Below are 21,761 nucleotides of genomic sequence, written 5' to 3' on the forward strand. Positions count from 1 at the left end.
TTTTGGTAAAATCCCCCCTATTTAGTCTTAGGAAAAAGGTGATGGCATTGAAGATTGCTATTAACGGTTTCGGCCGTATCGGTCGCTGTGTTACCCGTATCATCGCATCACGCGATGATATTGAGCTCGTAGCGATCAATGATATGGCTTCGATCGATATGATACTTTATCTCCTCCAAAACGATTCGGTTCATGGATCCTTTGGAACGGATGTGGCAGTGGTAGAGGGAGAGTATCTGCAAATCGGACGTAATAAAGTCCGAATCTTGTGTGAGAAAAATCCCGAGAATCTCGATTTCGGTGCTTTGGGTGCCGATGTTGTTTTGGAATGCAGCGGTCTGTTTTTGACGGAAGCTTTGACGCGTCACCATTTGGATAAAGGGGTCAAAAAAGTTATTCTATCCGCTCCGACACAGGACGATACAATCCCAACCTTTGTGTTGGGGGTCAATGAACATCTTTATGCCGGTGAAAATATTATCTCAAACGCTTCGTGTACAACGAATTGTTTGGGACCGATTGCCAAAATTATCGATGAAGCGTTCGAGATTGAAAAAGGGCTTATGACCACGATTCATGCGTATACTAACGGGCAGGCGATTATTGATGCGGCACACGGAAGCGATAAACGCCGTTCCCGCGCGGCAGCACTCAATATGATTCCGACGACGACAGGTGCCGCTAAAGCACTGAGTCTCGTTTTGCCTAATCTGGAAGGGAAACTTCACGGACAAAGTGTCCGTGTTCCTACTCCGGATGTTTCTATGGTTGATTTGAACGTTGTCGTGAAAAAACGGACAACCAAAGAAGACGTGAGTACTCTTTTTAAATCGTATGCTCATAATCAGATGCGTGGGATTTTAGAGGTAGATGAACGTTATCGTGTCTCTCAGGATTTTGTAGGTTCAAGTTTCAGTGCTACAGTAGCAGATGACCTTATACAGGTAATCGACGGGAATTTGATTAAAATCATGGCGTGGTATGATAATGAATGGGGTTATTCAAACCGTCTTATCGAAATGGCATTGTTTATTAATAAACAATAAAATATAATAAATTTAATTTTTAAATCTTACAGTAAGAAGGAAAAAAATGCAGTTACTCGGTATCAAAGAGTGTGATATCCACGGCAAAAAAGTTTTTATACGATGCGATTTTAATGTTCCTACGGATGATTACGGCAATATTACTGATGATCGCCGTATCCGTTCTGCTTTGTCAACGATCAGCTATTGTTTGGATCAGGGGTGTGCGATTATTCTGGCATCCCATTTTGGACGTCCAAAAGGAGAAATAGATGAGAAATATTCTCTCTCTCCTGTTGCTAGACGTTTGCATCAACTTCTAAAGATCGACGTAAAAATGGCCACTGACGTGGTCGGAGAAAATGCATTGAAACTCTCTTCCGAGCTCAGAGGCGGAGAAGTGATGTTATTGGAAAATCTCCGCTTTGAAAAAGGTGAGACGAAAAACGATCCTGAACTGAGCCGTGCATTAGCATCAATGGCAGAGATATATATCAATGACGCCTTCGGAGTAAGCCACCGAGCGCATGCTTCGGTTGAGGGGATAACAGAATATTTTGATGCAAAACATAAAGCAGCGGGCTTTTTACTCCAAAAAGAGATTCAGTTTTTCGGTATTCTTTTGGATCGTCCGGTACGACCGTTTGCCGCAATCGTGGGTGGGTCTAAAGTATCGGGCAAGCTTGAAGCATTAATTAATCTGTTGCCGAAAGTTGATAAAGTGTTAATCGGTGGGGGAATGGCATTTACATTCCTCAAAGCGCTTGGGTATGATGTGGGAAACTCATTGGTCGAAGATGATTTATTGGATGAAGCGGTTAACATTATGGCTGAAGCCAAACGTCTCGGTGTCAAATTTTATCTCCCTGTGGATGTGGTTGCTGCAGAAAAATTTGCCCCTGATGCAATGAGCCGTTTATGCAGTGTCCAAGAGATTCCTCACGGATGGATGGGACTTGATATCGGGCCTGCAACGGTACGCTTGTACCGTCAAGTGCTTAATGATGTCCAAACGATTTTGTGGAATGGGCCGATGGGGGTTTATGAGATGGAACGTTTTGCCCGCGGATCCAATAAAATTGCCCATTTTGTTGCCGATTCGTATGCAACTACCGTTGTCGGTGGCGGCGATACGGCTGATTTGGTTCAACGTATCGGACTGGATGAGGAGATGACTTTTATCTCAACGGGAGGCGGTGCGTCATTGGAACTGTTGGAAGGTAAAATTCTTCCGGGCGTAAAACCGCTAATGAAATAAAAAATGAGTGTTAAAAGCACGGCTTGCAGTGCGCGGGCTTTCTGCCGAAGAAAACTCAGCGTTAGCGTAGCCGAGCGGAGCTTAGCTTCGCCGGTGTTATTCCGAACAAAGAGAGGAAATTAAATGATATTGTGTGCTAACTTTAAAGCGAACAAAACACGTCAAGATACACGAGCTTATATGGCAGTGGTAGAGTCCTTTGTAAGTGCAAACAATATCGAGGATACGATTATCGTATTTCCTCCGTTTACGGCATTGGAACATATTCCTCGAAATGTATTGATCGGTGTTCAGAACGCTTATCCTGTCCAAAGCGGTGCTTTCACAGGTGAAATCGCATTGGAGCAGCTCGAAGAATTTGGGATTAAAACGATCCTTATCGGTCATTCTGAACGTCGTCACATTATCGGTGAAACTCAGGAACAAATCGCCGCAAAATTCCGTTTCTTTGCAGAAGAGGGTTTTGCGATCGTTTATTGTGTCGGAGAACCGCTCTCAGTACGCGAAGAGGGGATTAGTGCCCTTATGACATATATTGAACGACAGTTCGAAGGGATTGATCTAACGTATCCGGATCTGATTGTAGCGTATGAGCCGGTATGGGCGATCGGTACCGGATTGACCCCTTCTTCCAATGATATTGAGCAGGTTCACGGCGCGCTTCGTGCTAAAACTACTGCACCGCTTTTATACGGCGGAAGTGTCAAAGTGGAAAATGCGGGTGAAATCATGGCACTCGATAATGTTGATGGCGTTCTCGTCGGATCAGCGGCACTCAGCGCACATGATTTTTGTGAAATGGTAGCTCAGGCTTCAGAATTAAACATAGAAAAAGGAGAATAATAAATGATAATGCAAGGTAAAAAAGGGCTTATCGTAGGTTTGGCCAACGACAAATCGATCGCATACGGAATCGCACAGGCATTGCATGCTCAAGGGGCGCAAATGGCATTCACTTATCTCAACGAAGCATTACAAAAACGAGTAGAGCCTATCGCTGCAGGGTTTAACAACTCTCCTGTCTATAAACTTGACGTCTCGGATGAGTCAGACATGGAAGCGATTGCAGCAAAAGTAGCAGCGGATTTCGGCCAAATCGATTTTTTGGTTCATTCGGTTGCATTTGCTCCCAAAGAAGCATTAACCGAAGGGTTCATGAAAACATCTAAAAGTGCTTTTCAAATCGCAATGGATATTTCTGTTTACTCTTTGATCGATTTGACAAACCGTTTGGAGTCTGTATTAGCACCGGGCGCATCGATTATTACCCTAAGCTACCTCGGCGGACCGAAATACATTCCTAACTACAATGTAATGGGGGTTGCAAAAGCGGCACTCGAATCAACAGTACGCTATATGGCGGTAGAACTGGGTGCAACCAAAGGACAGCGCGTAAACGCGATCAGTGCCGGACCGATCCGAACACTTGCGGCCAGCGGTATCGGTGATTTCAAACAAATTCTTAACTGGAATGAAGCCAACGCACCGTTACGTAAAAACGTTACGATCGAAGAAGTCGGAAATTCGGCGATGTATCTTCTCAGTGATCTTGCCAGCGGTGTGAGTGGTGAAGTTCATTATGTTGACGCGGGCTATAATATTATGGGTATGGCAGCAGTCGAGAAAAATGCTGAGGGCAAAAGTGTTTTTGTCTGGGATGAGAGAGAGTAAGCTCAATAGTGTATTAAAAGATCGCAAGCGATTTTGAGCTCTCTGCTGAAGAGAACTTAGCGTTAGCGTAGCCAATCGGGATTTTATTCCGATGGCGTGTTACTAATAGTTACTTCCCGATTACGGGTAAACTGTTCACTTTATCGATTTCCGAAGGCTCTTTCGGCTGTCCCTCTTTCATCTTCGCTTTGCGCTCATTGTACTCTTTCCACTTATCTGCATATTTTTGCAACGTAAACGGGGTATTGTCCTCCGGTTCCTGCACAACAGGCGCAGTTGTGGTAACTACGGTGCCATTCGGAGCCGTTTTAGTTGTTATCACTTGAGAAGCCTCAGTTTTAGTCGTGATTACCGTTCCATCCGCTGCTGTGGTGGTTTTTACACTCGTCATTGGTGTCCACTCTTCTTTAAGCCAGCTATCGAGGGATTTCTGCATCATACCTCCTTTAGAGGTTGCGGTAGCACTAGGGGTAACGGCACCTAATGAAGGGTTTTGTGATGGGGAAACACCCGCATGATTTGAACAGGCATTCAGTAACAATGCGGATAGAGAGATGACGATCAGATGAGATACTTTCATTATCGATTCCTTTAGACTATTTGATAAATTCATACTAAGTACATACTATACCATAATCACCGCAAAAGGTATTCGCCCGCATAAAAACCCATCTATTACAAAATTGTCACATTCCGTAATATAGGCATTTGCATAAAGTAAACCAATAGAAAACAAAATTATTTTTTTACAGCTATGTTTAAGAATAGCGGCGTTACAATAAACCCGACGAAACAAAAACATAAGGTCAAGCTTAACTTAAGGAGAATCAATGAAGTTAGTTAAAATGAGTCTTGCAGCAGCAGTATTGCTCGGAGCAAGCGCATTCGCGTTAGACAATGTAAAAGTAAGCGGTGACGCTAAACTTTTCTACGGCACAGATGATCAAAACCCAGCAAGTCTTTTTGACAAAGGTAGTAGTTATGCAGATACTGCATTACGTGTTGGAGCAACTGGTGATTTATTAAAAGGTGTTTCTTTTGGTGTAGCTGGAACTGCTGTTAGTACTCTTGGTCTTGAAAATAACCTTGTTTCAAATACTTGGACAGGTGCACACAAAGCAGCTGTAGAAGACAATGGATGGATTAGTGAACTTTGGTTGGCTACAACACTAGGCAAAACAACGGCTAAAGTGGGTCGTATGTCACTTGATACTCCTCTTGCATTTTCTGAAACATGGTCAATTGCAGCAAATACATTTGATGCAGCGGTTCTTATTAACCAAGATCTTCCAGATACAACTTTGGTCGGTGCATGGGTTGGAAAAAGCAATGGTGTAGATGCTGCAAATACTTCTGCAAGTGGAGCAGATAGAGATGGTATCTTCCGTGATGGTGCTGTATTTGGTACATTCGCATTGAAAGGTGCATATGCAGCGGCAATCGTTAACAACACTTTCAAACCTCTTGTTGCTCAAGCATGGTACTACAATGTTATGGATGTTGCAGATGCTTACTGGTTACAAGCGGATTGGGATTGCCAATTGATCAAAGGTGCAAAAGTCGGTGTACAATACGCTGATATGTCACCAAAAGGTGTTGGTGTTGCAGTAGCAGGTAGCACTGATGATAGTAAAGCAGTTGCAGTAAAACTTGCGTATGCAGTAGACGCTCTTAATGTTTCAGCAGCATATTCTGACAGAAATAACAATGGTGGTTTAAAAGTTCAAAACGTAGCAGCTTCAGGACAATCTAAATTGTATACTGAATCATACTGGTCTTATGGATATGTTGGCGCAGCAGACGCAACAGCATGGAATCTTACAGCTGAATACACTGCGAAAGATATTGCTAAATTGGGTGCATACTATACCAATGTAAACACTGATCGGGCAAATAAAGCTGGTGATTTGAGTGAAGTGGCTGTAACAGCTTCTAAATCATTCGGACCATTGGATACAACTTTGGCATACATTAATACTAAAGCAAACAATGCAGATAGTTATAACACTATCCAAGCTTACCTAACTCTTAACTTCTAAGAGATCCGTTTCGCTTCTCACCCCTCACGGGGTGAACCCTTTCCCCCAATTTTTTTCCTCCTTGACTCCCACAACCCCTTCGGTTATAATAGCTTTATGAGTAAATTAGATGAACTAAAAGAAGAAGTAAATTGGCTCGGACGTTGGCTGACTGCTTTTATTGTTACCATGTTTGCATTAGTAGGTTGGCTTGCTCTTAATTATAAAACAGCAGAAGAGTTTCCATTTTATGCTGCTACAATAGGAGTTGCCTTTTTTGCGATTGCTATTTATCTGATCAATCGCAGTGCAATTAAGAAAATTAGACAGATGAAGGAGTTAAAAAAATGAATGAATGGATTTTAATCGGTATTTTTACCTTTGCGGTCGGAATGATGTTATTAAGTGCATGGGAAGCGACTCATATTAGTGAGTAGAAAATAATGAGCATTTCGTTAATCTTTTTTTTAGTAGCCTGTAGCGCATTTTTAGCAGCTGTTTTTTATGGAATTTATAAAACAGCTCAAGAATAATTAATGGTTTTTCTTTGAAATACTTTCTCCGATCCCTCTCCTACACTATCCTTATGCTTTTTTTAATCTCTCTCCTTTCCTTTGGTGCGATTCATATGGCGCCGAACAGTTTTATGGGGGGTGAACTCAATCCCAATATGACACCGGAATCGATCGCTCAGCTGCGTGCTATTTATGGTCTCGATAAATCGCTTCTACAGCAATATACGGATTGGATTTGTAATCTGCTCACTCTCAATTTCGGTATATCATTTGTAAGCGGCGCTCAAGTGCGTGATGTGGTTGCCGATCGGCTGCCCGTGACGCTGTGGATGAACATCGTCGCTATGGCGGTGACGTTTGCGATCTCACTATGGATGGGGATCAAAGGGGCACTGTCATACGAGCAAAAAACCGATAAAATCTTGAACCAAGTATCTTTGCTAAGTTTTGCAATGCCTTCGTACTATCTGGCATTGGTAGCCATGATGCTATTGAGTGTCACGTTAGGGTGGTTTCCGATCGCAGGGATGCATTCACTCGAACCGCCTGAGGGGATAGGTTATTATCTCGATATGGCGTGGCATCTGAGTCTTCCGATAGCCGTTATGGTGTTCGTCGGAATCGGAAGTCTGGCTCTGTATATCCGCTCCCTCGTTATCGAGATTCTTAAAAGCGACTATATCTATTTTGCCCGCTCACGAGGGATAGAAGAGGGGAAAATCATCCGATATTATATTTTGCCGAATCTCTTGCCGCCGATCGTGACGATGTTGGGGCTTTCACTGCCGGGGCTTATCGGGGGTTCGGTGATATTGGAGTCTATTTTTGGGATAGAGGGAATGGGACAGCTGTTTTATCTTTCTGCAATGAGTCGGGATTATCCGGTGATTATGGGGATTTTGATGATGAGTGCGTTTTTGACGTTAATAGGGAATCAGATTGCGGATGCGGTGTTATTGAAGTTAAATCCGTTTGTAAGACGTTAATTCCAAATAAATTCCCGTGATCCAATACCTAGAGCCGTTACGAAGGCAGTAGTGCCGAGAGGAACGAGCGTTCTTGGATCGCGGTATGCTCTTTTGCTACTTTTCTTGCTAAAAAGAAAAGTAGGTATAATTATTAATTCCCAAAAAGCGCTTCGAGCGAACTCAATCCCTCTTTCTTCTCTTCTTGAGCTTTTTCACCCATCTGAGCTGTTCCGCCCACTTCATTGAGTTCGATGGTGTAGCCTGTCAGCATCGATGCAAGACGGATATTAATACCGCTTTTACCGATCGCTTTGGATTTTTGATCGCTCGGAAGGGTGACGATCGCTTTTTTCTCACCGCTCTCAGACTCTTCTACGACAACGGCACTGATTATGGCTGGGCTCATCGCGCGAGAGATGAATAGCTCTGGAGAAGAGCTATATTCGACACAGTCGATATTCTCGCCGCATAGCTCTTCACTTACCGCATTGATACGGACACCGCGTACACCGACAGTTGCACCGATAGGATCGATTTGCGGACGGTTGGTGTAGAGGGCGATTTTTGCACGCTCACCCGGGATACGGGCACATTTCTCAATAACGACGATGCCGTCTTTGATCTCAGGAACTTCGAGGGCTAAAAGCTCTTCGAGGAATTTGGGAGCGGTACGGGAAAGTTCCATTGAGATGCCGTTGGCTTTATCGACATGGACACGGCGGACGAGTGCGCTTACGACATCACCGACTTTGAATTTTTCCCCTTTGATACGGCTTTTCATCGGCAACACAGCACGGATTTCATCAATCTCGATCGTGGTGTTTTGGTCTCCGTCTACACGGGTAACACGGCCGGATACGATTTGATTGATTTTGCTTTTGTATTTGTCGTAGAGTTCGTTTTCAACGAGACGCTGAATATGGAATTCGATTTCACGGTGCAAGGTAGCAAATGCGCTTCGTCCGTAGCTCTCGATATCGTGTTCCATTTGGAGCTGATCGCCGATTTCGGCTTCGTCATCAATCTCTAGGGCTGCGGTGATACCCATATACGCACCGACATTTTCACCTTCTACTTCAGGTGCATCATCGGCGACAACGGTGATGATTTGACGCAGTTTTACCTGCTTGGTGCGGTCATCAATATCGGCTTCAAAAGCGAATGTCGGATTGATAATCCGCTTAGCGGTTTGGATAAATGAGGTTTTGATTGCCTCTTGGACGTTTTCGCGGCTAAGCCCTTTTTCATTGGCAATTGAATCAATAATATCTAAAATATTTTCCATAGGACTATCCTCTTTTGGGTGGTAACTCATAAAAAATTGGTTGGTTGGGAAAGCTTTTTTTATGAAGGATATGTATTATACATAAATTTCTCTTAATAGGATATTTATCATATCACCGCTATAATCCCCCTAATATCAAGAACTCTATAAAAGGGATACAGAATGGAACTCAAACTCGCCCGCAGCGAACACGACAGCAAGCCGAAGAAAATCGACCTTAAAAAAATCACCGAAATGGTTGAAAAAAGCAACTCATCGATCCTCTATTTTGATCGTGAAAATTCACACAAAGACCTTCTTGCACTCCAAGACCATTTCGAAGGCGAAGGTAAAAGTTTTTACATGCGTGAAGTTAAATACGGACTTTCTGCAAATGAATATATGTATGAGGTTCACATATTATGAGTTTTGAACGCAAAAGGAATAAAATCCCTTTTGCTACGTTAACACTGTGTTCTCTTCAGCAGAGAGCTCACGCACGCTTGCGTGCTTTTAAGTCACTGTGATGAAAGTAGTTGAATGAGTAAGAAACTTTTTATCGAGACGCTTGGATGCGCTATGAATGTGCGCGATTCCGAGCACATGATCGCGGAACTGAACGCAATAGAGGGGTATGAACTCACCGACGATGCCGCGTCCGCCGATCTTATCCTCATTAACACCTGCTCCGTACGTGAAAAACCGGTACATAAACTCTTCTCTGAACTTGGGGTTTTTAATAAACTCAAAAAAGCAGATGCTAAAATCGGTGTGTGCGGATGTACCGCATCGCATTTGGGCAAAGAGATAATCAAACGAGCACCCTATGTCAATTTCGTCCTCGGTGCCCGAAATGTTTCGAAAATCGGCTCTGTCCTGCATCGCGATAAAGCGGTTGAAATCGAGATCGATTACGATGAATCGCAGTTTGCCTTTAAAGATTTCCGTAGCAGCCCTTTCAAAGCCTATATCAATATTTCCATTGGATGTGATAAGCAATGTACGTTTTGCATCGTCCCGAAAACCCGAGGGGATGAGATATCGATTCCTGCCGATTTAATTGTCGCAGAAACCCGCAAAGCGGTCGAAAACGGGGCTAAAGAAGTGTTCCTCCTTGGTCAAAATGTCAACAATTACGGCCGCCGTTTTTCGGGTGAGAACGATAAAATGAACTTCACCGAGTTACTTCGCCGTGTGAGTGCGGTAGAGGGGTTGGAGCGTATCCGATTTACCTCTCCTCATCCGCTGCATATGGATGATGAGTTTATCGAAGAGTTTGCTCGAAATCCGAAAATCTGTAAATCGATGCACATGCCGCTTCAAAGCGGATCGAATGAGATTCTCAAAGCGATGAAGCGCGGTTATACCAAAGAGTGGTTTTTAAACCGTGCGGCAAAATTACGGGAATTGGTTCCTGATGTGAATATCAGCACCGATATTATCGTCGCATTTCCGGGTGAAAGCGATGAAGATTTCGAAGACACTCTCGATGTGATGCGTCAAGTACGGTTCGAGCAGGTGTTTAGTTTTAAATACTCTCCTCGCCCTCTTACCGAAGCGGAAGGGTTTACCAACGTGGTTGATTCTGAACTGGGCTCAGACCGTCTTAGCCGGCTTCAAGCGTATCAAGACACGATTCTCGATTCGATCACCACTGAGTTGGAAGGCAAAGAGATCGAGGTCTATTTTGAAGAACTGCGTAATGACGGTTACGTTGCCGGACGCAGCAGCAACAATGTAATGGTAAAAGTCAAAGGCTCTGAAGAGTGGTTGGGCAAAATAGCCCGTGTAAAAATCACAGGAACTTCGCGATCGGTTCAATACGGAGAGATCATTGCGTAAACGATTGCTGCGTACGCTGGCATTATGGTTTATCCCACCGATCGGGACGCTTCTTATTCGTTTCATTTACTTTACGAATCGAAAACGGTTTCATCTCCCCCACGTCATCCCCTCTGAGCCGGTCATCTTTGCCTTTTGGCATGGAGACTTGCTGATGCAGCCGTACCTCTACTATCAATTTCGACAATCTCCTAAAGCCAATGTCCTTATCAGTGATCATTTCGACGGACAAATCATTGCGCGTATTATGCGTTATTTCAAGCTTGGAACGATTCACGGCTCAACGACGCGCGGCGGGGCAAAAGTACTGATTCAAGGGCTTAAATCGCTTTCGCAAGGGTATGATATCGGAATCACCCCCGATGGTCCCAAAGGACCGCGTCATGAAGTGAGTGACGGAGTGGTTGTTATGGCGCAAAAACGCAAAGCCAAAGTAATCGTCTACAGTTGTGTCCCATCGCAGTATTGGCAATTACCGAGCTGGGATCGCTTCAGTGTTCCCAAACCGTTTGGAACGCTCGATTTTTATGCTTCAGAGCCGATAGATCTCGAAAATCTTGAGATGGATGCGGCAAAGAGTCTGATTAAAGAGCGATTGATGGAACATGCACTCTGAAAACAGCCTGCATCTTGCGAAAGAAGCGTTTTTAAAATATCTTGAGCGCATACGGGGGTATTCTTCGTATACGATACGAAGCTACCATGATGCCATAGATGAGATGCTTCAGTATGCTGAGATACAGGATGAGGGTGCTCTTATCATCAATCTGATGCCGCTTCGTCTACATATCGCTTCGTTAAAATCCAAAACCATCGCTGCAAAACTCAGTGCCATCCGTAGTTTTGTCAAATATCTCCGTTCTCAGGATAAAACGGTGGAACTCCGTGGTGACGAGAGCGTCAAAGTCCCCAAAACTCTCCCTAAACCGATAAGTCATGAACACATTATCCATGCATTGCAATTTGCCGATCCGATGGCAAAGCTCGCTATTACGTTACTCTATACGATGGGACTTCGAATCTCTGAACTCTCTCATCTTCGAGTATCGGACATCACCCAGCAATGGTGTCGCATTAAGGGAAAAGGGGAGAAAGAGCGGGATGTTCCGATGCTGGAGAATATTGTGTCAATGGTACAGGCCTATCAGCGTTTATGCCCATCCAAAATGTACGTTTTTGAGTCTGAGGGTGAAAAATTAAGCGAAAATAGTCTAAGATATATGATTACCAAGGCATTCGCAAAGGTTGGACTGAAAGTGACCCCTCATCAATTGCGTCATACGTATGCTACCGAGCTGTTAAACAATGGAGCGCGTATTGCCGATGTTAGCGAATTATTAGGCCATGCAAGTATGGCTACGACACAGATTTATACCAAATTAGGAAATGCCCTAAAAATGGATCATTATCTCAAATCGCATCCATTATGTCATATGTCTGAGGACTCTCAGTGATCGGGTGGTTGTATCAAAAAATTTTCATCGCCGTTGTAAACGATGGCGGCGCATATGATGTACGTGTTAGTACTCTAAAACAAAAAAAACCGATTAACAAAAAGAGCAAACATTTCGAAGGTGAGACTGCCTTTGAGGAGATGCTCACATTTGTACGAAAACAGACAGAAGAATCCCCTTTGCATTATGTATCACTGTTAAATCCTGATCTTAACCAAGGGGCATTAGCAGGATGTTCTGAGAACAACGATTCGCTTCATGGCGCGCAAACACTTTTCCGTAAACAGGAATGGACTCTCTATGCTTCTTCTCGAGAGTTGGATGCATTGCAAAAAAGATATGCTGCTGTTGGACTTGATTTTATTTTTTCGCCGTTTTCGCTGATGGAACATTTTTTCGCAGATAAGCTTTCAGGGGGATTGGCTCTGTACGCATTCGCGCAAAAAGATACGTTCAGTGTTGCTTTTTTTGAAGAGGGTAAGCTTGAATATGCGCACCATTATCCGATGCATCAAAACAGTGTTTCGGTACTAACAGAAGAGGCAAGCCCGGTGGGATTTTCCCTCGGGGTTGATGAGGATCAAGAAAAAGGGATTAATCTCGATGAGATTGAAAGCTTGGATGATTTGGATATTATCGATGAATTGGATGATCTGAGCGATATTGAGGATTTGGATACCCTCGAAGAGATTGTCGAATTTAGCGAAGATGCTCCTACTTCGGTTGAAAAACATGCTTCTTCCCCTCATGCAGATGAAGTAAAAGGAGAACTGGACCGTTTTAATGACGATTATGCCCGCTTTGAATTGATCGAGAAAACATTGGCTGAATTTTATGCGGGCGAACATTGCAAAAATCGGTTTATTGAGACCGTTTACATTGCCGATGCTTATGGGAGCGGCAATGAGCTTAAACGATACCTTGAAGAAGAACTTTTTTTAAATGTTTTGATTCGCCATATCGATGTAGGCAATGAGGTGATGGCCCTCAGCATAGCAGAAGAGGAGGGGCTGTGAACCACAGTTTTATACCCCCACGTTCTAAACGCTTTATCAGCAGTGAATTACGCCTTGTCCTTTTCTTTTTTATTGTTACGATTATGATGTTGGTGGGAACCTATATCTTTTTAGAATACAAAACGTATAACTTTGTCTACGAGCGTAAGAGTGTTGCCCAAAAACATTCAGCTTTGAATAAATCCATCAAAGAGATGGAAGAAGAGATCAAGACACTTGAAGCTGAAGTGAAAATTGCCGATCAGGTGACGACTGACAATACGGTTATGAAAGAGAGTATCCGTAATCTTTTTGACCTGGTTCCGGATGATATCACGCTTGATCGAGCAGAACTCGATGCCAAGTCGCTTATTTTGTATGGGATGACTCCAAATAAAGATACGTATGAATACATGCTTCATGCACCGCTAAGATCTATTTTTAATCGTACCTATACGAGTTTTTATCCCGTGGAAAACGGATGGTATCGGTTCGTATCCTCAAACTATCTGGATAACGACACTGCTGAGGAGATCCAATGAATCGCCAAACACTTTATATGGTGATCCTTTCGTTTATTCTTTTAGTCGTAGTAGTTGTTTTCTCATTTTTACTTTTAATCCCAAAAGGGAAAGAGTACCGATCCCTTCGTTTGGAGAGTAAAAAAGAGTTTCAGCAACTCGAATTGACCCAAAATAAATTCGACATTACGCATAACCGACTTAAAGAAATTCAGACTCAAAACAGCCATACAATCACTGCTTTTAATACACATTTTAATTCGGATCAGTTTGAGCGTATCTATAAAAAAGAGTTTACCGATCTTTACTTGACCGAGGTGACCACATTTGACACCAATGGTACGTTTAAAGTGTATGAAGTAAACGCCACGTCCAAAATCACGTCACCGCAAAGTTTTTATACGTTTTTGGAAAATATCAATAAGAGCAAATGGATTATCGGAGTTAATTTCCCGATCCATTTCGAGCGGGACGGTGACAAAATACGTTCAAGTTTTACGATGAGGGTACATAATAGCAAAGAGAGTAAAGAATAATTACTTCATCCCTTTAGCTCGATCATGGGCTGCACGGATTGCTTCCATACACCCTTCTCGAACTTTCCCTTTTTCCATTGCACCGTAGCCTGCGGCCGTCGTTCCTCCTGGGCTCATAACATTATCTTTTAAAAGTGCGGGATGAACGGTTTGGATCAATTTAGCGAACCCGTCAAAAAGCCCTCGCATAAGCACCATCGCATCATCACGTTTGAGCCCTTCGCGCACCGCTCCGTCACACAGCGCTTCAGCGATCAGAGCCAGATAAGCTGGCCCGCTTCCCGCAAGTGCTGTAGCGATATCGAGTTCTTTTTCGCTTCCAAGCCATAAAGTAGAGCCGATACTGCTAAACAAAGTGATTGCATTCGCCGAAATAGTACTGTCTCCGACCAATGAGGTCATCGACGCGCCTACTTCCGCGGCCAGATTGGGCATTGCACGGCAGTAATTGTTGGCATGGATTGTACGAAGAGAGGCGAGAGGAGTTCCGGCTAAAACCGAATAAAGTGTTTGTGCCGTCCCTTTGAGAAGTGGAGCAACTTCGGCTAAATTAGATGGTTTGACACATAAGATGACCGTTTTATTGGTAATATCTGCATCGGCATAGAGTGTTTTTTTGACTGGAGTCTTTAATGCTCTTTCAAAATTCTCCATAGTGCTCATACTTCGGCCGATTACCTCTATCGTATGGGTTTCACAGAGCCCTTTGGCAAGGGCAAGCGCCATTTTACCGTTACCGACAAAGGTGATCGATTTAGGCATTGTCTGTCCCCTTCAGGTAGTTTTTAATCGGATCGGCAATCCCGAAATCGGCACGGTTGTCGATAATGATCTGTGCCATCATCTGATTATCGGTATTAAAAATGAGCGGAGCGACAAAATTAATGGTTGATTTTTCAATCGGCGTCTGCAAAATCATAATGTTGTAAATCAAAAGATTACTTTCGGGTGTGATACCCATCAAGGCTTGAAGGGAGGTGGGAATATCGAAAGAGTATTCACGGAGGGCAAAAGGGTTGATCAGGGTAAAAGAGGGACCCTCTCCGATACTCTCAAGACGCAAAAAAATTTCGTCTATTTTTTGGAGTTCCATTTTGGAGACCGATTCGAAACCGAGCAACGGGAGCTTTAAATCAAACTGCATAACTACCTTCTTGTATCATAATGGTCTGATTTTAACACATCAAACTAAAAAGTTTCAAATTATGGCAGGGGTGTTTAATCTCTTTACGGTAAAATAGCTCGATATTTAAAAAATGTAGGTTTAACAATGATGAAAACGTGGTTGGTCGCGATGGCGGCACTTATACTTTTTGCCGGATGCGGCAGTAAAGAGCCCGAAGAGTTTAATAAGCCGGCAGAATACTGGTATGAGAAAATGGTTACGTCGGTTTCCAATGGTAATTTGGAAAAAGCGGACAGCTATTTTAGTTCTTTACAAAGTGAACACATAAGTTCACCTTTTTTGTCTGAAGCGACGATGATTATGGCACAGGCACATATGGCGCATGACGAGTATTTGTTAGCGGAACACTTTTTGGATGAGTATATCCGTCGTTACGCTACCCCTGAAGGGCGTGAATTTGCAGAATTTTTGAAAGTCAAAGCAAAGTTTTTAGCTCTTCCTAATCCGGGACGGGATCAGGGACTGATCGATGAAACCCTTAAAGGGGTTGAGACGTTTAAGAAAAATTACCCTTATTCGACCTATATCTCTCAAGTGAATACGATGGAAACACAATTGCAACTCGCTCGTGGGGTGCTTAATGAACAGATCGCTCAGTTGTACGAGCGTTTGGGCAAACCAAAAGGTTCAGAATACTATCGTTCAATGGCACCGGTCACATGGATTAAGTCGGATGAAGTGATTCAAGCCAATATTCCATGGTACCGTGAAATGTTTGAAGGTGACGGCAGTAGCAGTTGGTACGATTTTATGATTCCAAAAACACGTAATGTCGTTTCAATGGATGACAACGAGAGCAAATAACTAAATAGGATTTTTTCAATGCAACTTAGTAATTACAACTCTTTTCCGACAAATTTACCGGTAATTGCGGAAGATGAGCTTTTTTTATATCCCTTTATGATTTCGCCGCTTTTTTTGAACGATGAAAAAAATATTGCGGCAGCAGCCGAAGCAATCGAGAACAATTCACTGATCATTGTCTGCCCTGTAAAACCGGAACATGAAGGGGAACGGGAAGGCGATGCTATTTACGATGCCGGTGTTATCGGTTCTATCATGCGTAAAGTCGTTCTCCCAGATGGGCGTATTAAAGTGTTATTCCAAGGGCTCGCACGTGGTCATGTCATAGAAATGGTACACGACAATCCGTTACGTGCCCATGTCGATTTAATTCAGTCACATAGTGTCAATGAACTCAAAATGGATGCGATTTTGGAAGTATTACGTGAAAAAGTGCGCGCTCTTTCACAGGTTAGCAACTATTTTCCACCGGATTTGCTCCGTACGATTGAGGAAAATCACGAATATAACCGCATTGTTGACCTTATCTGCAGTTCGATCAAAATCAAAAAAGAGAACGCCTACAAACTCTTTATTGAACGGGATCCTGAAAAACGGTTTTTGATGCTGATAGATGAGTTAATCGAAGAGACCGAAGCCAACAAGCTTCAAAAAGAGATCCGCTCGAAAGTTCATACCCGTATCGAAAAAGTGAACAAAGAATATTTCCTCAAAGAGCAGCTCAAACAGATTCAAAAAGAGCTGGGGACCGATACCCACCGTGATGAAGAGATCGAAGAGTTTCGTAAAAAGCTCGATGCCAAAAAAGATAAAATGCATCCCGATGCGTACAAAGAGATCAACAAACAGCTCGAACGTTTTGCCCGTATGCATCCTGACAGCGCGGATGCGGGGATGATCCAAACCTATTTGGAATGGGTACTTGAAATTCCCTACGGTGATGAGGCGAAAAAAGCGCTCAATATCCACGACGTCGAAAATCAGCTCAACAAAGATCACTTCTCTCTCAAAAAACCTAAAGAGCGTATTTTGGAGTATTTCTCGGTCAAAGAATTGCTTGAACTGCGCGGTATTGCCGATAAAGAGGGGCGTGGTGCAATCCTATGTTTCGCGGGCCCTCCGGGTGTAGGTAAAACTTCTCTTGCTAACTCGATAGCGACTGCCCTCAAACGTCCTCTCGTTCGGATCGCATTGGGCGGGTTGGAAGATGTGAACGAATTGCGCGGACACCGTCGTACCTATATCGGTGCAATGCCGGGACGTATCGTTCAAGGGGTGATCGAAGCGAAAAAGATGAACCCTGTTATCGTTCTCGATGAGATCGATAAGGTAGCAAAATCGCATCGAGGTGATCCGACGGCGGTATTGTTAGAGATTCTCGATCCGGAGCAAAATACCCATTTTAGAGATTATTATTTAAACTTTAACCTCGATCTCTCTAAAGCGATTTTTATCGCGACGGCAAACGACGTAGGACAGATCCCTGGGCCGTTGCGTGACCGTATGGAATTTATCTCAGTGAGTTCGTACACACCGCAAGAGAAATTTCAGATCGCTAAACAGTATTTGATCCCTCAAGAACTGAAAAAACATGGTTTGAAAACTTCGGAACTCTCGATTTCGAAAACAGCATTGGCAGAAGTGATCGAGAAACACACCCGTGAAGCAGGGGTACGTAACCTCCGTCGACGTGTGGCCGATATCGTTCGTAAAGCGGCGAAAAAGATTCTTGAAGAACCGAGTACTCAAAAAGTGACCGTGAGTCTAAAAAACCTGAAAGACTTTTTGGAAAAAACCATTTTTGAGATTGATCGAACCGACCATATCGATCGCATCGGTGTCGTCAACGGTCTTGCATGGACAGCCGTCGGCGGTGATGTTCTCAAAATAGAAGCGATCCGTATCAACGGTAAAGGGGTATTACAGCTGACCGGTAGTTTAGGGGATGTAATGAAAGAGTCGGCTCGTATTGCCCTTTCTGTTGTTAAAACCTTGATTGACGAAGGAAAAATTACGGTAGATCATTCGATCATTCCTCTCAGCCCTGCTGAGCGTGAAAGTGATGTCCCTGTGGATGCGAGTGAAGTGTATAAACGTTTCGATTTACATATTCACGTTCCTGACGGTGCAACGCCTAAAGACGGACCGAGTGCGGGGATTGCGATGTCCACTGTTATCGCTTCGATCTTGACCAATAAAAAAGTACGTGCCGATATCGCAATGACGGGGGAAGTATCATTGACGGGGAATGTTCTCCCGATCGGCGGACTCAAAGAGAAGCTGATTGCCGCACATCGTGCAGGGATGAAGCTTGCCCTCATCCCTCAGAAAAATTTTGATCGTGATTTGAGTGATATACCGGATGAAGTGAAATCAGCCATCGAAATCATCGGTGTCAGTCGAATCGAAGAGGTTCTTAGTCGCCTTTTAATTGACGGATAAGACGCATTGTTTCGGGGGAACCGTAAAGATACCCCCGAAGTTTGCTCCCTACTTTTAGTTTTCTGCACTCTTCTTTAAACCCTTTATCCATGATAACGTTACTCTCATATGGAGCGATAAAGGTATAGTTACCCTCGATCGATACTACGGTGTGCCGGGCGATAAGATGTTCTCCGCCACGCTTTAGTGCTTCTTTGTCATGTTGACTGAGTAAATATCCGATATTTTTGAAAAAGGTGTCGATTCCATACACTAACGAGCGGATATTTTTAGGGTTTTGAGCATAGGCAAACCCATTCAGTAATGTAAAATTTATAGGTTCAATCAATGTTTCATTATCCTCTTCCAGGTAACGAAAGCTTCGGCGGATGGCATCGCGATATTCACGCATCATTGGTGCGCTGTAGCGATGTCTAAAAGCATTACGGGTATACCGTTCATCAGCGTTGCTTTCATCAATGTGGTGAGGGATATTTTGAATATGAAGATACGCTTCGATTGATTCACGATCCCATTCGAGTAGAGGGCGGAGTATTTCGATCCCCTCACGTGTATCGTGTGAACGAATTCCGAGTATTTCTGGTAGACCCGATCCGCGACACATTTGCATCATGAGCCACTCCAAACGATCGTTCAGCTGGTGGGCGGTAAGGAGATAGGTATAGCCGTATTTTTTCATCAGATATCCAAAAAATCGGTATCGTTCTTCGCGGGCACGATGTTCGAAATTTGCTCCCCCTAAACGGCACGAATGGATATGACATTGGATATTGTGTTTTTGGGCGAGATCAATAGCGCTTTGCTCTTCGGTGTTACTGGAGGAGCGTGTATGATAGTTGACATGGGCAATATCAAACGAAATAGTGTGTTCAAGGAGAAGATGAAAGAGGGCAGTGGAATCAACCCCTCCCGAGAAGGCAAGGAGAACTTTCCCCTCTTTTAGTAGGTCAAGATGGAGAAGTTCAGACATTTCCCGTTACGGTTGCCAGCGGACGTTTTTCGGCGAGTTCTGTGATACGGGCTTGGTAGATTGTACCGAAGCTAAGTTCTCCTTCAATCTCTCGGTCGTTGACGTAGATTTCACCATCCACATCGGGTGCCCAGTTGAGTGCGCGGGCACTGAGGAGGAATTCGTGTTCATCACTCTCTCCATCGATGACAATGGCAATTTCTGTTCCTACGAGTTTTTGCAGACTTGTTACTTCGACATCCGAAGCGATTTTTCCCAGTTTTTTAGCGCGTGCATTGATCACTTTGGACGGAATTTTTTCGTCCATTGTATAGGCACTTGTTCCCTCTTCGTCAGAGTAGCTAAAGACATTCATGCGATCAAAACCAAAACTCCCTGCAAACTCTGCCATTTCATCAAACATTGCTTCAGACTCGTGCGGATGACCAACGATAAAACTGGTGCGGATAAAGGCATTTGGGAGTGCTTTCATGGCATTAAGAAGCTCGAGGGTTTTTGCTTTTCCGAATCCCCGTTTCATGATACGAAGCATATCGTCGTTGATGTGCTGTATCGGCATATCGAAATAGTTGTGGAACAGTTTCGAATCCCCGATCGTTTTGATCAATTTTAACGTGGTTGTGGATGGATAGAGATACAGGATACGGGCACTTTTTACCCCGTCGATCAGTTCGATCCGTTTGATGAGGTGGATAAGACCATCAGAGATGTTTTGATCTCGTAAATAGGAACTGGAGTCTTGGGAAACGAAGCTGAAATCGTAATATCCTTTGGCAACCAATCCTTCGACTTCACGAGCGATACTCTCTAAATCACGCGAATGGAGTTTCCCTTTGAACGAGGGGATGGCACAGAAACTGCACACCTGATTACACCCTTCGGAGAGTTTAATGTAGGCATGATACGTCGAACCGGTTACAACTCGCTCTGCGCCGTCAATGAGATAGACTTCAGGGGTAAAACGGCTTTGTTTAGCGGCAAGAAGTTCGTCGATTTTGTCATAATCACCGACACCGGTGAAGATATCGACTTCGCTCAGTTCTTTGGACAGTTCCTCTTTGTACCGCTCAGAGAGACATCCTGCCATAACGAGAACCGAATCTTTTTTACGTCCTGCATCGAGATTAAAAATAGTATTTAGTGACTCTTGTTTTGCTGCATCGATGAATCCGCAGGTATTAACGATAATGACATCTGCCTCACCGCTCGCATCGGTCATTTCAAAATCTTTGAGACGCCCAAGCATTACCTCGGTATCGACGAGATTTTTAGTACAACCTAATGAAACAATATGGAGTTTTTTGGACATTTACCAACCCTTGGATAATATAGTGCAATTATAGCCAACTGGAGGTTGAAGATGCTTAGACGACACAATTACGATTTGATCCCCTCATCCGAGATAACATCTGAGTCAATCTATCATGAGCGCCGAGCATTGATGAAACTGGGTGCATCGGCTGCTGTTTTGGCAATGGCTTCCCCGCTTTCAGCTGCCTTGGCTTTTCAAAAACAAAAAAGTTCATTGGACTTGACCCCCTTTGATCTGGTGACCTCCTACAACAATTTTTATGAATTTTCCGTTGATAAAGAGGGACCTGCCAAGCTTTCGAAACATTTTAAATCCCGTCCGTGGACGGTCGCTATCGGCGGAGAGGTGCAAAAGCCGCAGACGCTTGATATTGATGCAATCATAAAAAAAATCCCTTTGGAAGAGCGCATCTATCGTCTTAGATGCGTCGAGGGATGGGCGATGGTCATACCGTGGGTCGGATTTCCTCTTTCTTCATTGCTTAAAGCCGCCGGACTGACCTCAAAATCCAAATACGTTGAATTTGAGACGCTGTTTGATCCTGCCCAATTTCCCGGACAAAAACAAAGTTTTGGTACTATTGCATTTCCTTACCATGAAGGGCTTCGGATTGATGAGGCGATGCATCCGCTCACCATCTTGGCAGTCGGTTTGTACGGGAAAGAGCTGATGCCGCAAAACGGAGCGCCGATTCGGCTTGTCGTGCCGTGGAAATACGGGTTTAAAAGTATTAAGTCGATCGTAAAGATTACGTTGAAAGAACACCAAACGCGCTCGACGTGGAACGAAGTAGCCCCGAATGAATACGGCTTTTACGCCAACGTCAACCCCGCTGTCGATCATCCGAGATGGTCGCAGGCGCGTGAGAGGGTGATAGGAAAGTTTTTTAAACAAGATACCCTTGCCTTCAACGGATACGCTACGGAAGTCGCACATCTGTACAAAGGGATGAATTTACGCAAGTTTTACTAAAAAGGTTA

General features: G+C 43.8%; 23 protein-coding genes. 17 read left to right on the forward strand and 6 right to left on the reverse strand.

The features are described 5' to 3' along the window. Window positions 1–41 precede the first annotated feature (41 nt). The 4 genes from gap to fabI all read left to right on the forward strand — a co-directional run bounded on the left by gap (window position 42) and on the right by fabI (window position 3,954). On the forward strand, window positions 42–1,046 hold the full coding sequence (gene gap, locus PHI47_RS02450; RefSeq protein ID WP_299933391.1) for a type I glyceraldehyde-3-phosphate dehydrogenase: 1,005 nt from the start codon (window positions 42–44) through the stop codon (window positions 1,044–1,046). 46 nt (window positions 1,047–1,092) lie between these two features. Further along, window positions 1,093–2,283, forward strand: coding sequence for a phosphoglycerate kinase (locus tag PHI47_RS02455; protein ID WP_299933393.1), 1,191 nt, complete (start codon window positions 1,093–1,095; stop codon window positions 2,281–2,283). A 123-nt stretch (window positions 2,284–2,406) separates the two neighbouring features. Beyond that, window positions 2,407–3,126, forward strand: a complete 720-nt coding sequence (locus PHI47_RS02460; RefSeq protein ID WP_299933395.1) for a triose-phosphate isomerase — start codon at window positions 2,407–2,409, stop codon at window positions 3,124–3,126. Between the two features lie 3 nt (window positions 3,127–3,129). After that, window positions 3,130–3,954, forward strand: a complete 825-nt coding sequence (gene fabI / locus PHI47_RS02465) for an enoyl-ACP reductase FabI (protein ID WP_299933397.1) — start codon at window positions 3,130–3,132, stop codon at window positions 3,952–3,954. A 109-nt stretch (window positions 3,955–4,063) separates the two neighbouring features. Here the strand turns inward: fabI and PHI47_RS02470 are convergent, their stop codons facing one another. After that, window positions 4,064–4,534 (reverse strand): hypothetical protein, encoded by a 471-nt coding sequence (locus PHI47_RS02470; protein WP_299933399.1) that lies wholly within the window; start codon window positions 4,532–4,534, stop codon window positions 4,064–4,066. Between the two features lie 250 nt (window positions 4,535–4,784). Here PHI47_RS02470 and PHI47_RS02475 point away from each other — a divergent pair, with 250 nt between their 5' ends. The 3 genes from PHI47_RS02475 (at window position 4,785) to PHI47_RS02485 (ending at window position 7,473) form a co-directional block, all read left to right on the forward strand. Further along, a complete protein-coding gene (locus tag PHI47_RS02475) occupies window positions 4,785–5,993 on the forward strand; it encodes a porin (protein ID WP_299933401.1) in 1,209 nt (402 codons plus the stop codon). A gap of 96 nt (window positions 5,994–6,089) precedes the next feature. Then, window positions 6,090–6,323: a hypothetical protein gene (locus PHI47_RS02480; protein WP_299933402.1), complete on the forward strand. Its 234-nt coding sequence runs from the start codon at window positions 6,090–6,092 to the stop codon at window positions 6,321–6,323. A gap of 196 nt (window positions 6,324–6,519) precedes the next feature. Next, window positions 6,520–7,473 carry an ABC transporter permease gene (locus PHI47_RS02485; RefSeq protein ID WP_299933404.1) on the forward strand — a complete coding sequence of 318 codons (954 nt, stop codon included), beginning with the start codon at window positions 6,520–6,522 and terminating at the stop codon, window positions 7,471–7,473. 133 nt (window positions 7,474–7,606) lie between these two features. Here the strand turns inward: PHI47_RS02485 and nusA are convergent, their stop codons facing one another. After that, window positions 7,607–8,740 carry a transcription termination factor NusA gene (gene nusA, locus PHI47_RS02490; protein WP_299933406.1) on the reverse strand — a complete coding sequence of 378 codons (1,134 nt, stop codon included), beginning with the start codon at window positions 8,738–8,740 and terminating at the stop codon, window positions 7,607–7,609. Window positions 8,741–8,902: 162 nt separating this feature from the next. Between nusA and PHI47_RS02495 the strand changes: the two genes are divergently transcribed. The 7 genes from PHI47_RS02495 (at window position 8,903) to PHI47_RS02525 (ending at window position 14,067) form a co-directional block, all read left to right on the forward strand. Continuing rightward, window positions 8,903–9,145, forward strand: a complete 243-nt coding sequence (locus PHI47_RS02495) for an HP0268 family nuclease (RefSeq protein ID WP_013459159.1) — start codon at window positions 8,903–8,905, stop codon at window positions 9,143–9,145. A 114-nt stretch (window positions 9,146–9,259) separates the two neighbouring features. Then, a complete protein-coding gene (gene miaB, locus PHI47_RS02500; RefSeq protein WP_299933410.1) occupies window positions 9,260–10,561 on the forward strand; it encodes a tRNA (N6-isopentenyl adenosine(37)-C2)-methylthiotransferase MiaB in 1,302 nt (433 codons plus the stop codon). Then, on the forward strand, window positions 10,554–11,177 hold the full coding sequence (locus PHI47_RS02505) for a lysophospholipid acyltransferase family protein (protein WP_299933412.1): 624 nt from the start codon (window positions 10,554–10,556) through the stop codon (window positions 11,175–11,177). The genes miaB and PHI47_RS02505 overlap by 8 nt, the downstream gene beginning before the upstream one ends. After that, on the forward strand, window positions 11,167–12,015 hold the full coding sequence (locus PHI47_RS02510; RefSeq protein WP_299933414.1) for a tyrosine-type recombinase/integrase: 849 nt from the start codon (window positions 11,167–11,169) through the stop codon (window positions 12,013–12,015). Before PHI47_RS02505 ends, PHI47_RS02510 begins: the two co-directional genes overlap by 11 nt. Beyond that, entirely contained in the window at window positions 12,012–13,031 is a 1,020-nt protein-coding gene (locus tag PHI47_RS02515; protein ID WP_299933416.1) for a hypothetical protein, read from the forward strand. The genes PHI47_RS02510 and PHI47_RS02515 overlap by 4 nt, the downstream gene beginning before the upstream one ends. Beyond that, entirely contained in the window at window positions 13,028–13,552 is a 525-nt protein-coding gene (locus PHI47_RS02520) for a hypothetical protein (protein ID WP_299933418.1), read from the forward strand. Before PHI47_RS02515 ends, PHI47_RS02520 begins: the two co-directional genes overlap by 4 nt. Beyond that, on the forward strand, window positions 13,549–14,067 hold the full coding sequence (locus PHI47_RS02525; RefSeq protein ID WP_299933420.1) for a hypothetical protein: 519 nt from the start codon (window positions 13,549–13,551) through the stop codon (window positions 14,065–14,067). The genes PHI47_RS02520 and PHI47_RS02525 overlap by 4 nt, the downstream gene beginning before the upstream one ends. Here PHI47_RS02525 and PHI47_RS02530 read toward each other — a convergent pair whose 3' ends face one another. Continuing rightward, window positions 14,068–14,829 (reverse strand): pyrroline-5-carboxylate reductase, encoded by a 762-nt coding sequence (locus PHI47_RS02530; RefSeq protein WP_299933422.1) that lies wholly within the window; start codon window positions 14,827–14,829, stop codon window positions 14,068–14,070. After that, window positions 14,822–15,211 carry a flagellar assembly protein FliW gene (gene fliW / locus PHI47_RS02535; RefSeq protein WP_299933424.1) on the reverse strand — a complete coding sequence of 130 codons (390 nt, stop codon included), beginning with the start codon at window positions 15,209–15,211 and terminating at the stop codon, window positions 14,822–14,824. The genes PHI47_RS02530 and fliW overlap by 8 nt, the downstream gene beginning before the upstream one ends. A gap of 126 nt (window positions 15,212–15,337) precedes the next feature. Here fliW and bamD point away from each other — a divergent pair, with 126 nt between their 5' ends. Both bamD and lon read left to right on the forward strand, forming a co-directional pair. Further along, window positions 15,338–16,057: an outer membrane protein assembly factor BamD gene (gene bamD, locus PHI47_RS02540; RefSeq protein WP_299933426.1), complete on the forward strand. Its 720-nt coding sequence runs from the start codon at window positions 15,338–15,340 to the stop codon at window positions 16,055–16,057. 18 nt (window positions 16,058–16,075) lie between these two features. Then, window positions 16,076–18,499, forward strand: a complete 2,424-nt coding sequence (gene lon / locus PHI47_RS02545) for an endopeptidase La (RefSeq protein ID WP_299933428.1) — start codon at window positions 16,076–16,078, stop codon at window positions 18,497–18,499. Here the strand turns inward: lon and tilS are convergent. Both tilS and rimO read right to left on the reverse strand, forming a co-directional pair. After that, window positions 18,474–19,469, reverse strand: a complete 996-nt coding sequence (gene tilS, locus PHI47_RS02550) for a tRNA lysidine(34) synthetase TilS (RefSeq protein ID WP_299933430.1) — start codon at window positions 19,467–19,469, stop codon at window positions 18,474–18,476. The two genes, lon and tilS, sit on opposite strands and share 26 nt — an antisense overlap. Next, window positions 19,462–20,778 carry a 30S ribosomal protein S12 methylthiotransferase RimO gene (gene rimO / locus PHI47_RS02555; RefSeq protein ID WP_299933433.1) on the reverse strand — a complete coding sequence of 439 codons (1,317 nt, stop codon included), beginning with the start codon at window positions 20,776–20,778 and terminating at the stop codon, window positions 19,462–19,464. Before rimO ends, tilS begins: the two co-directional genes overlap by 8 nt. A 51-nt stretch (window positions 20,779–20,829) precedes the next feature. Here rimO and msrP point away from each other — a divergent pair, with 51 nt between their 5' ends. After that, window positions 20,830–21,753, forward strand: a complete 924-nt coding sequence (msrP, locus tag PHI47_RS02560) for a protein-methionine-sulfoxide reductase catalytic subunit MsrP (protein ID WP_299933436.1) — start codon at window positions 20,830–20,832, stop codon at window positions 21,751–21,753. The last annotated feature ends 8 nt before the right edge of the window (window positions 21,754–21,761 follow it).

Origin of the sequence: Sulfuricurvum sp. (genome assembly GCF_028713855.1) — a bacterium.
Classification (GTDB): domain Bacteria; phylum Campylobacterota; class Campylobacteria; order Campylobacterales; family Sulfurimonadaceae; genus Sulfuricurvum.

Coding starts and splice junctions, on each gene's coding strand:
- fabI (WP_299933397.1), top strand. CDS start 3,130: ATGATAATGCAAGGTAAAAAAGGGCTTATCGTAGGTTTGGCCAACGAC.
- PHI47_RS02530 (WP_299933422.1), bottom strand. CDS start 14,829: ATGCCTAAATCGATCACCTTTGTCGGTAACGGTAAAATGGCGCTTGCC.
- PHI47_RS02495 (WP_013459159.1), top strand. CDS start 8,903: ATGGAACTCAAACTCGCCCGCAGCGAACACGACAGCAAGCCGAAGAAA.
- miaB (WP_299933410.1), top strand. CDS start 9,260: ATGAGTAAGAAACTTTTTATCGAGACGCTTGGATGCGCTATGAATGTG.
- msrP (WP_299933436.1), top strand. CDS start 20,830: ATGCTTAGACGACACAATTACGATTTGATCCCCTCATCCGAGATAACA.
- fliW (WP_299933424.1), bottom strand. CDS start 15,211: ATGCAGTTTGATTTAAAGCTCCCGTTGCTCGGTTTCGAATCGGTCTCC.
- PHI47_RS02455 (WP_299933393.1), top strand. CDS start 1,093: ATGCAGTTACTCGGTATCAAAGAGTGTGATATCCACGGCAAAAAAGTT.
- tilS (WP_299933430.1), bottom strand. CDS start 19,469: ATGTCTGAACTTCTCCATCTTGACCTACTAAAAGAGGGGAAAGTTCTC.
- PHI47_RS02510 (WP_299933414.1), top strand. CDS start 11,167: ATGCACTCTGAAAACAGCCTGCATCTTGCGAAAGAAGCGTTTTTAAAA.
- gap (WP_299933391.1), top strand. CDS start 42: ATGGCATTGAAGATTGCTATTAACGGTTTCGGCCGTATCGGTCGCTGT.
- rimO (WP_299933433.1), bottom strand. CDS start 20,778: ATGTCCAAAAAACTCCATATTGTTTCATTAGGTTGTACTAAAAATCTC.
- PHI47_RS02470 (WP_299933399.1), bottom strand. CDS start 4,534: ATGAAAGTATCTCATCTGATCGTCATCTCTCTATCCGCATTGTTACTG.
- lon (WP_299933428.1), top strand. CDS start 16,076: ATGCAACTTAGTAATTACAACTCTTTTCCGACAAATTTACCGGTAATT.
- PHI47_RS02460 (WP_299933395.1), top strand. CDS start 2,407: ATGATATTGTGTGCTAACTTTAAAGCGAACAAAACACGTCAAGATACA.
- bamD (WP_299933426.1), top strand. CDS start 15,338: ATGATGAAAACGTGGTTGGTCGCGATGGCGGCACTTATACTTTTTGCC.
- PHI47_RS02525 (WP_299933420.1), top strand. CDS start 13,549: ATGAATCGCCAAACACTTTATATGGTGATCCTTTCGTTTATTCTTTTA.
- PHI47_RS02475 (WP_299933401.1), top strand. CDS start 4,785: ATGAAGTTAGTTAAAATGAGTCTTGCAGCAGCAGTATTGCTCGGAGCA.
- nusA (WP_299933406.1), bottom strand. CDS start 8,740: ATGGAAAATATTTTAGATATTATTGATTCAATTGCCAATGAAAAAGGG.
- PHI47_RS02480 (WP_299933402.1), top strand. CDS start 6,090: ATGAGTAAATTAGATGAACTAAAAGAAGAAGTAAATTGGCTCGGACGT.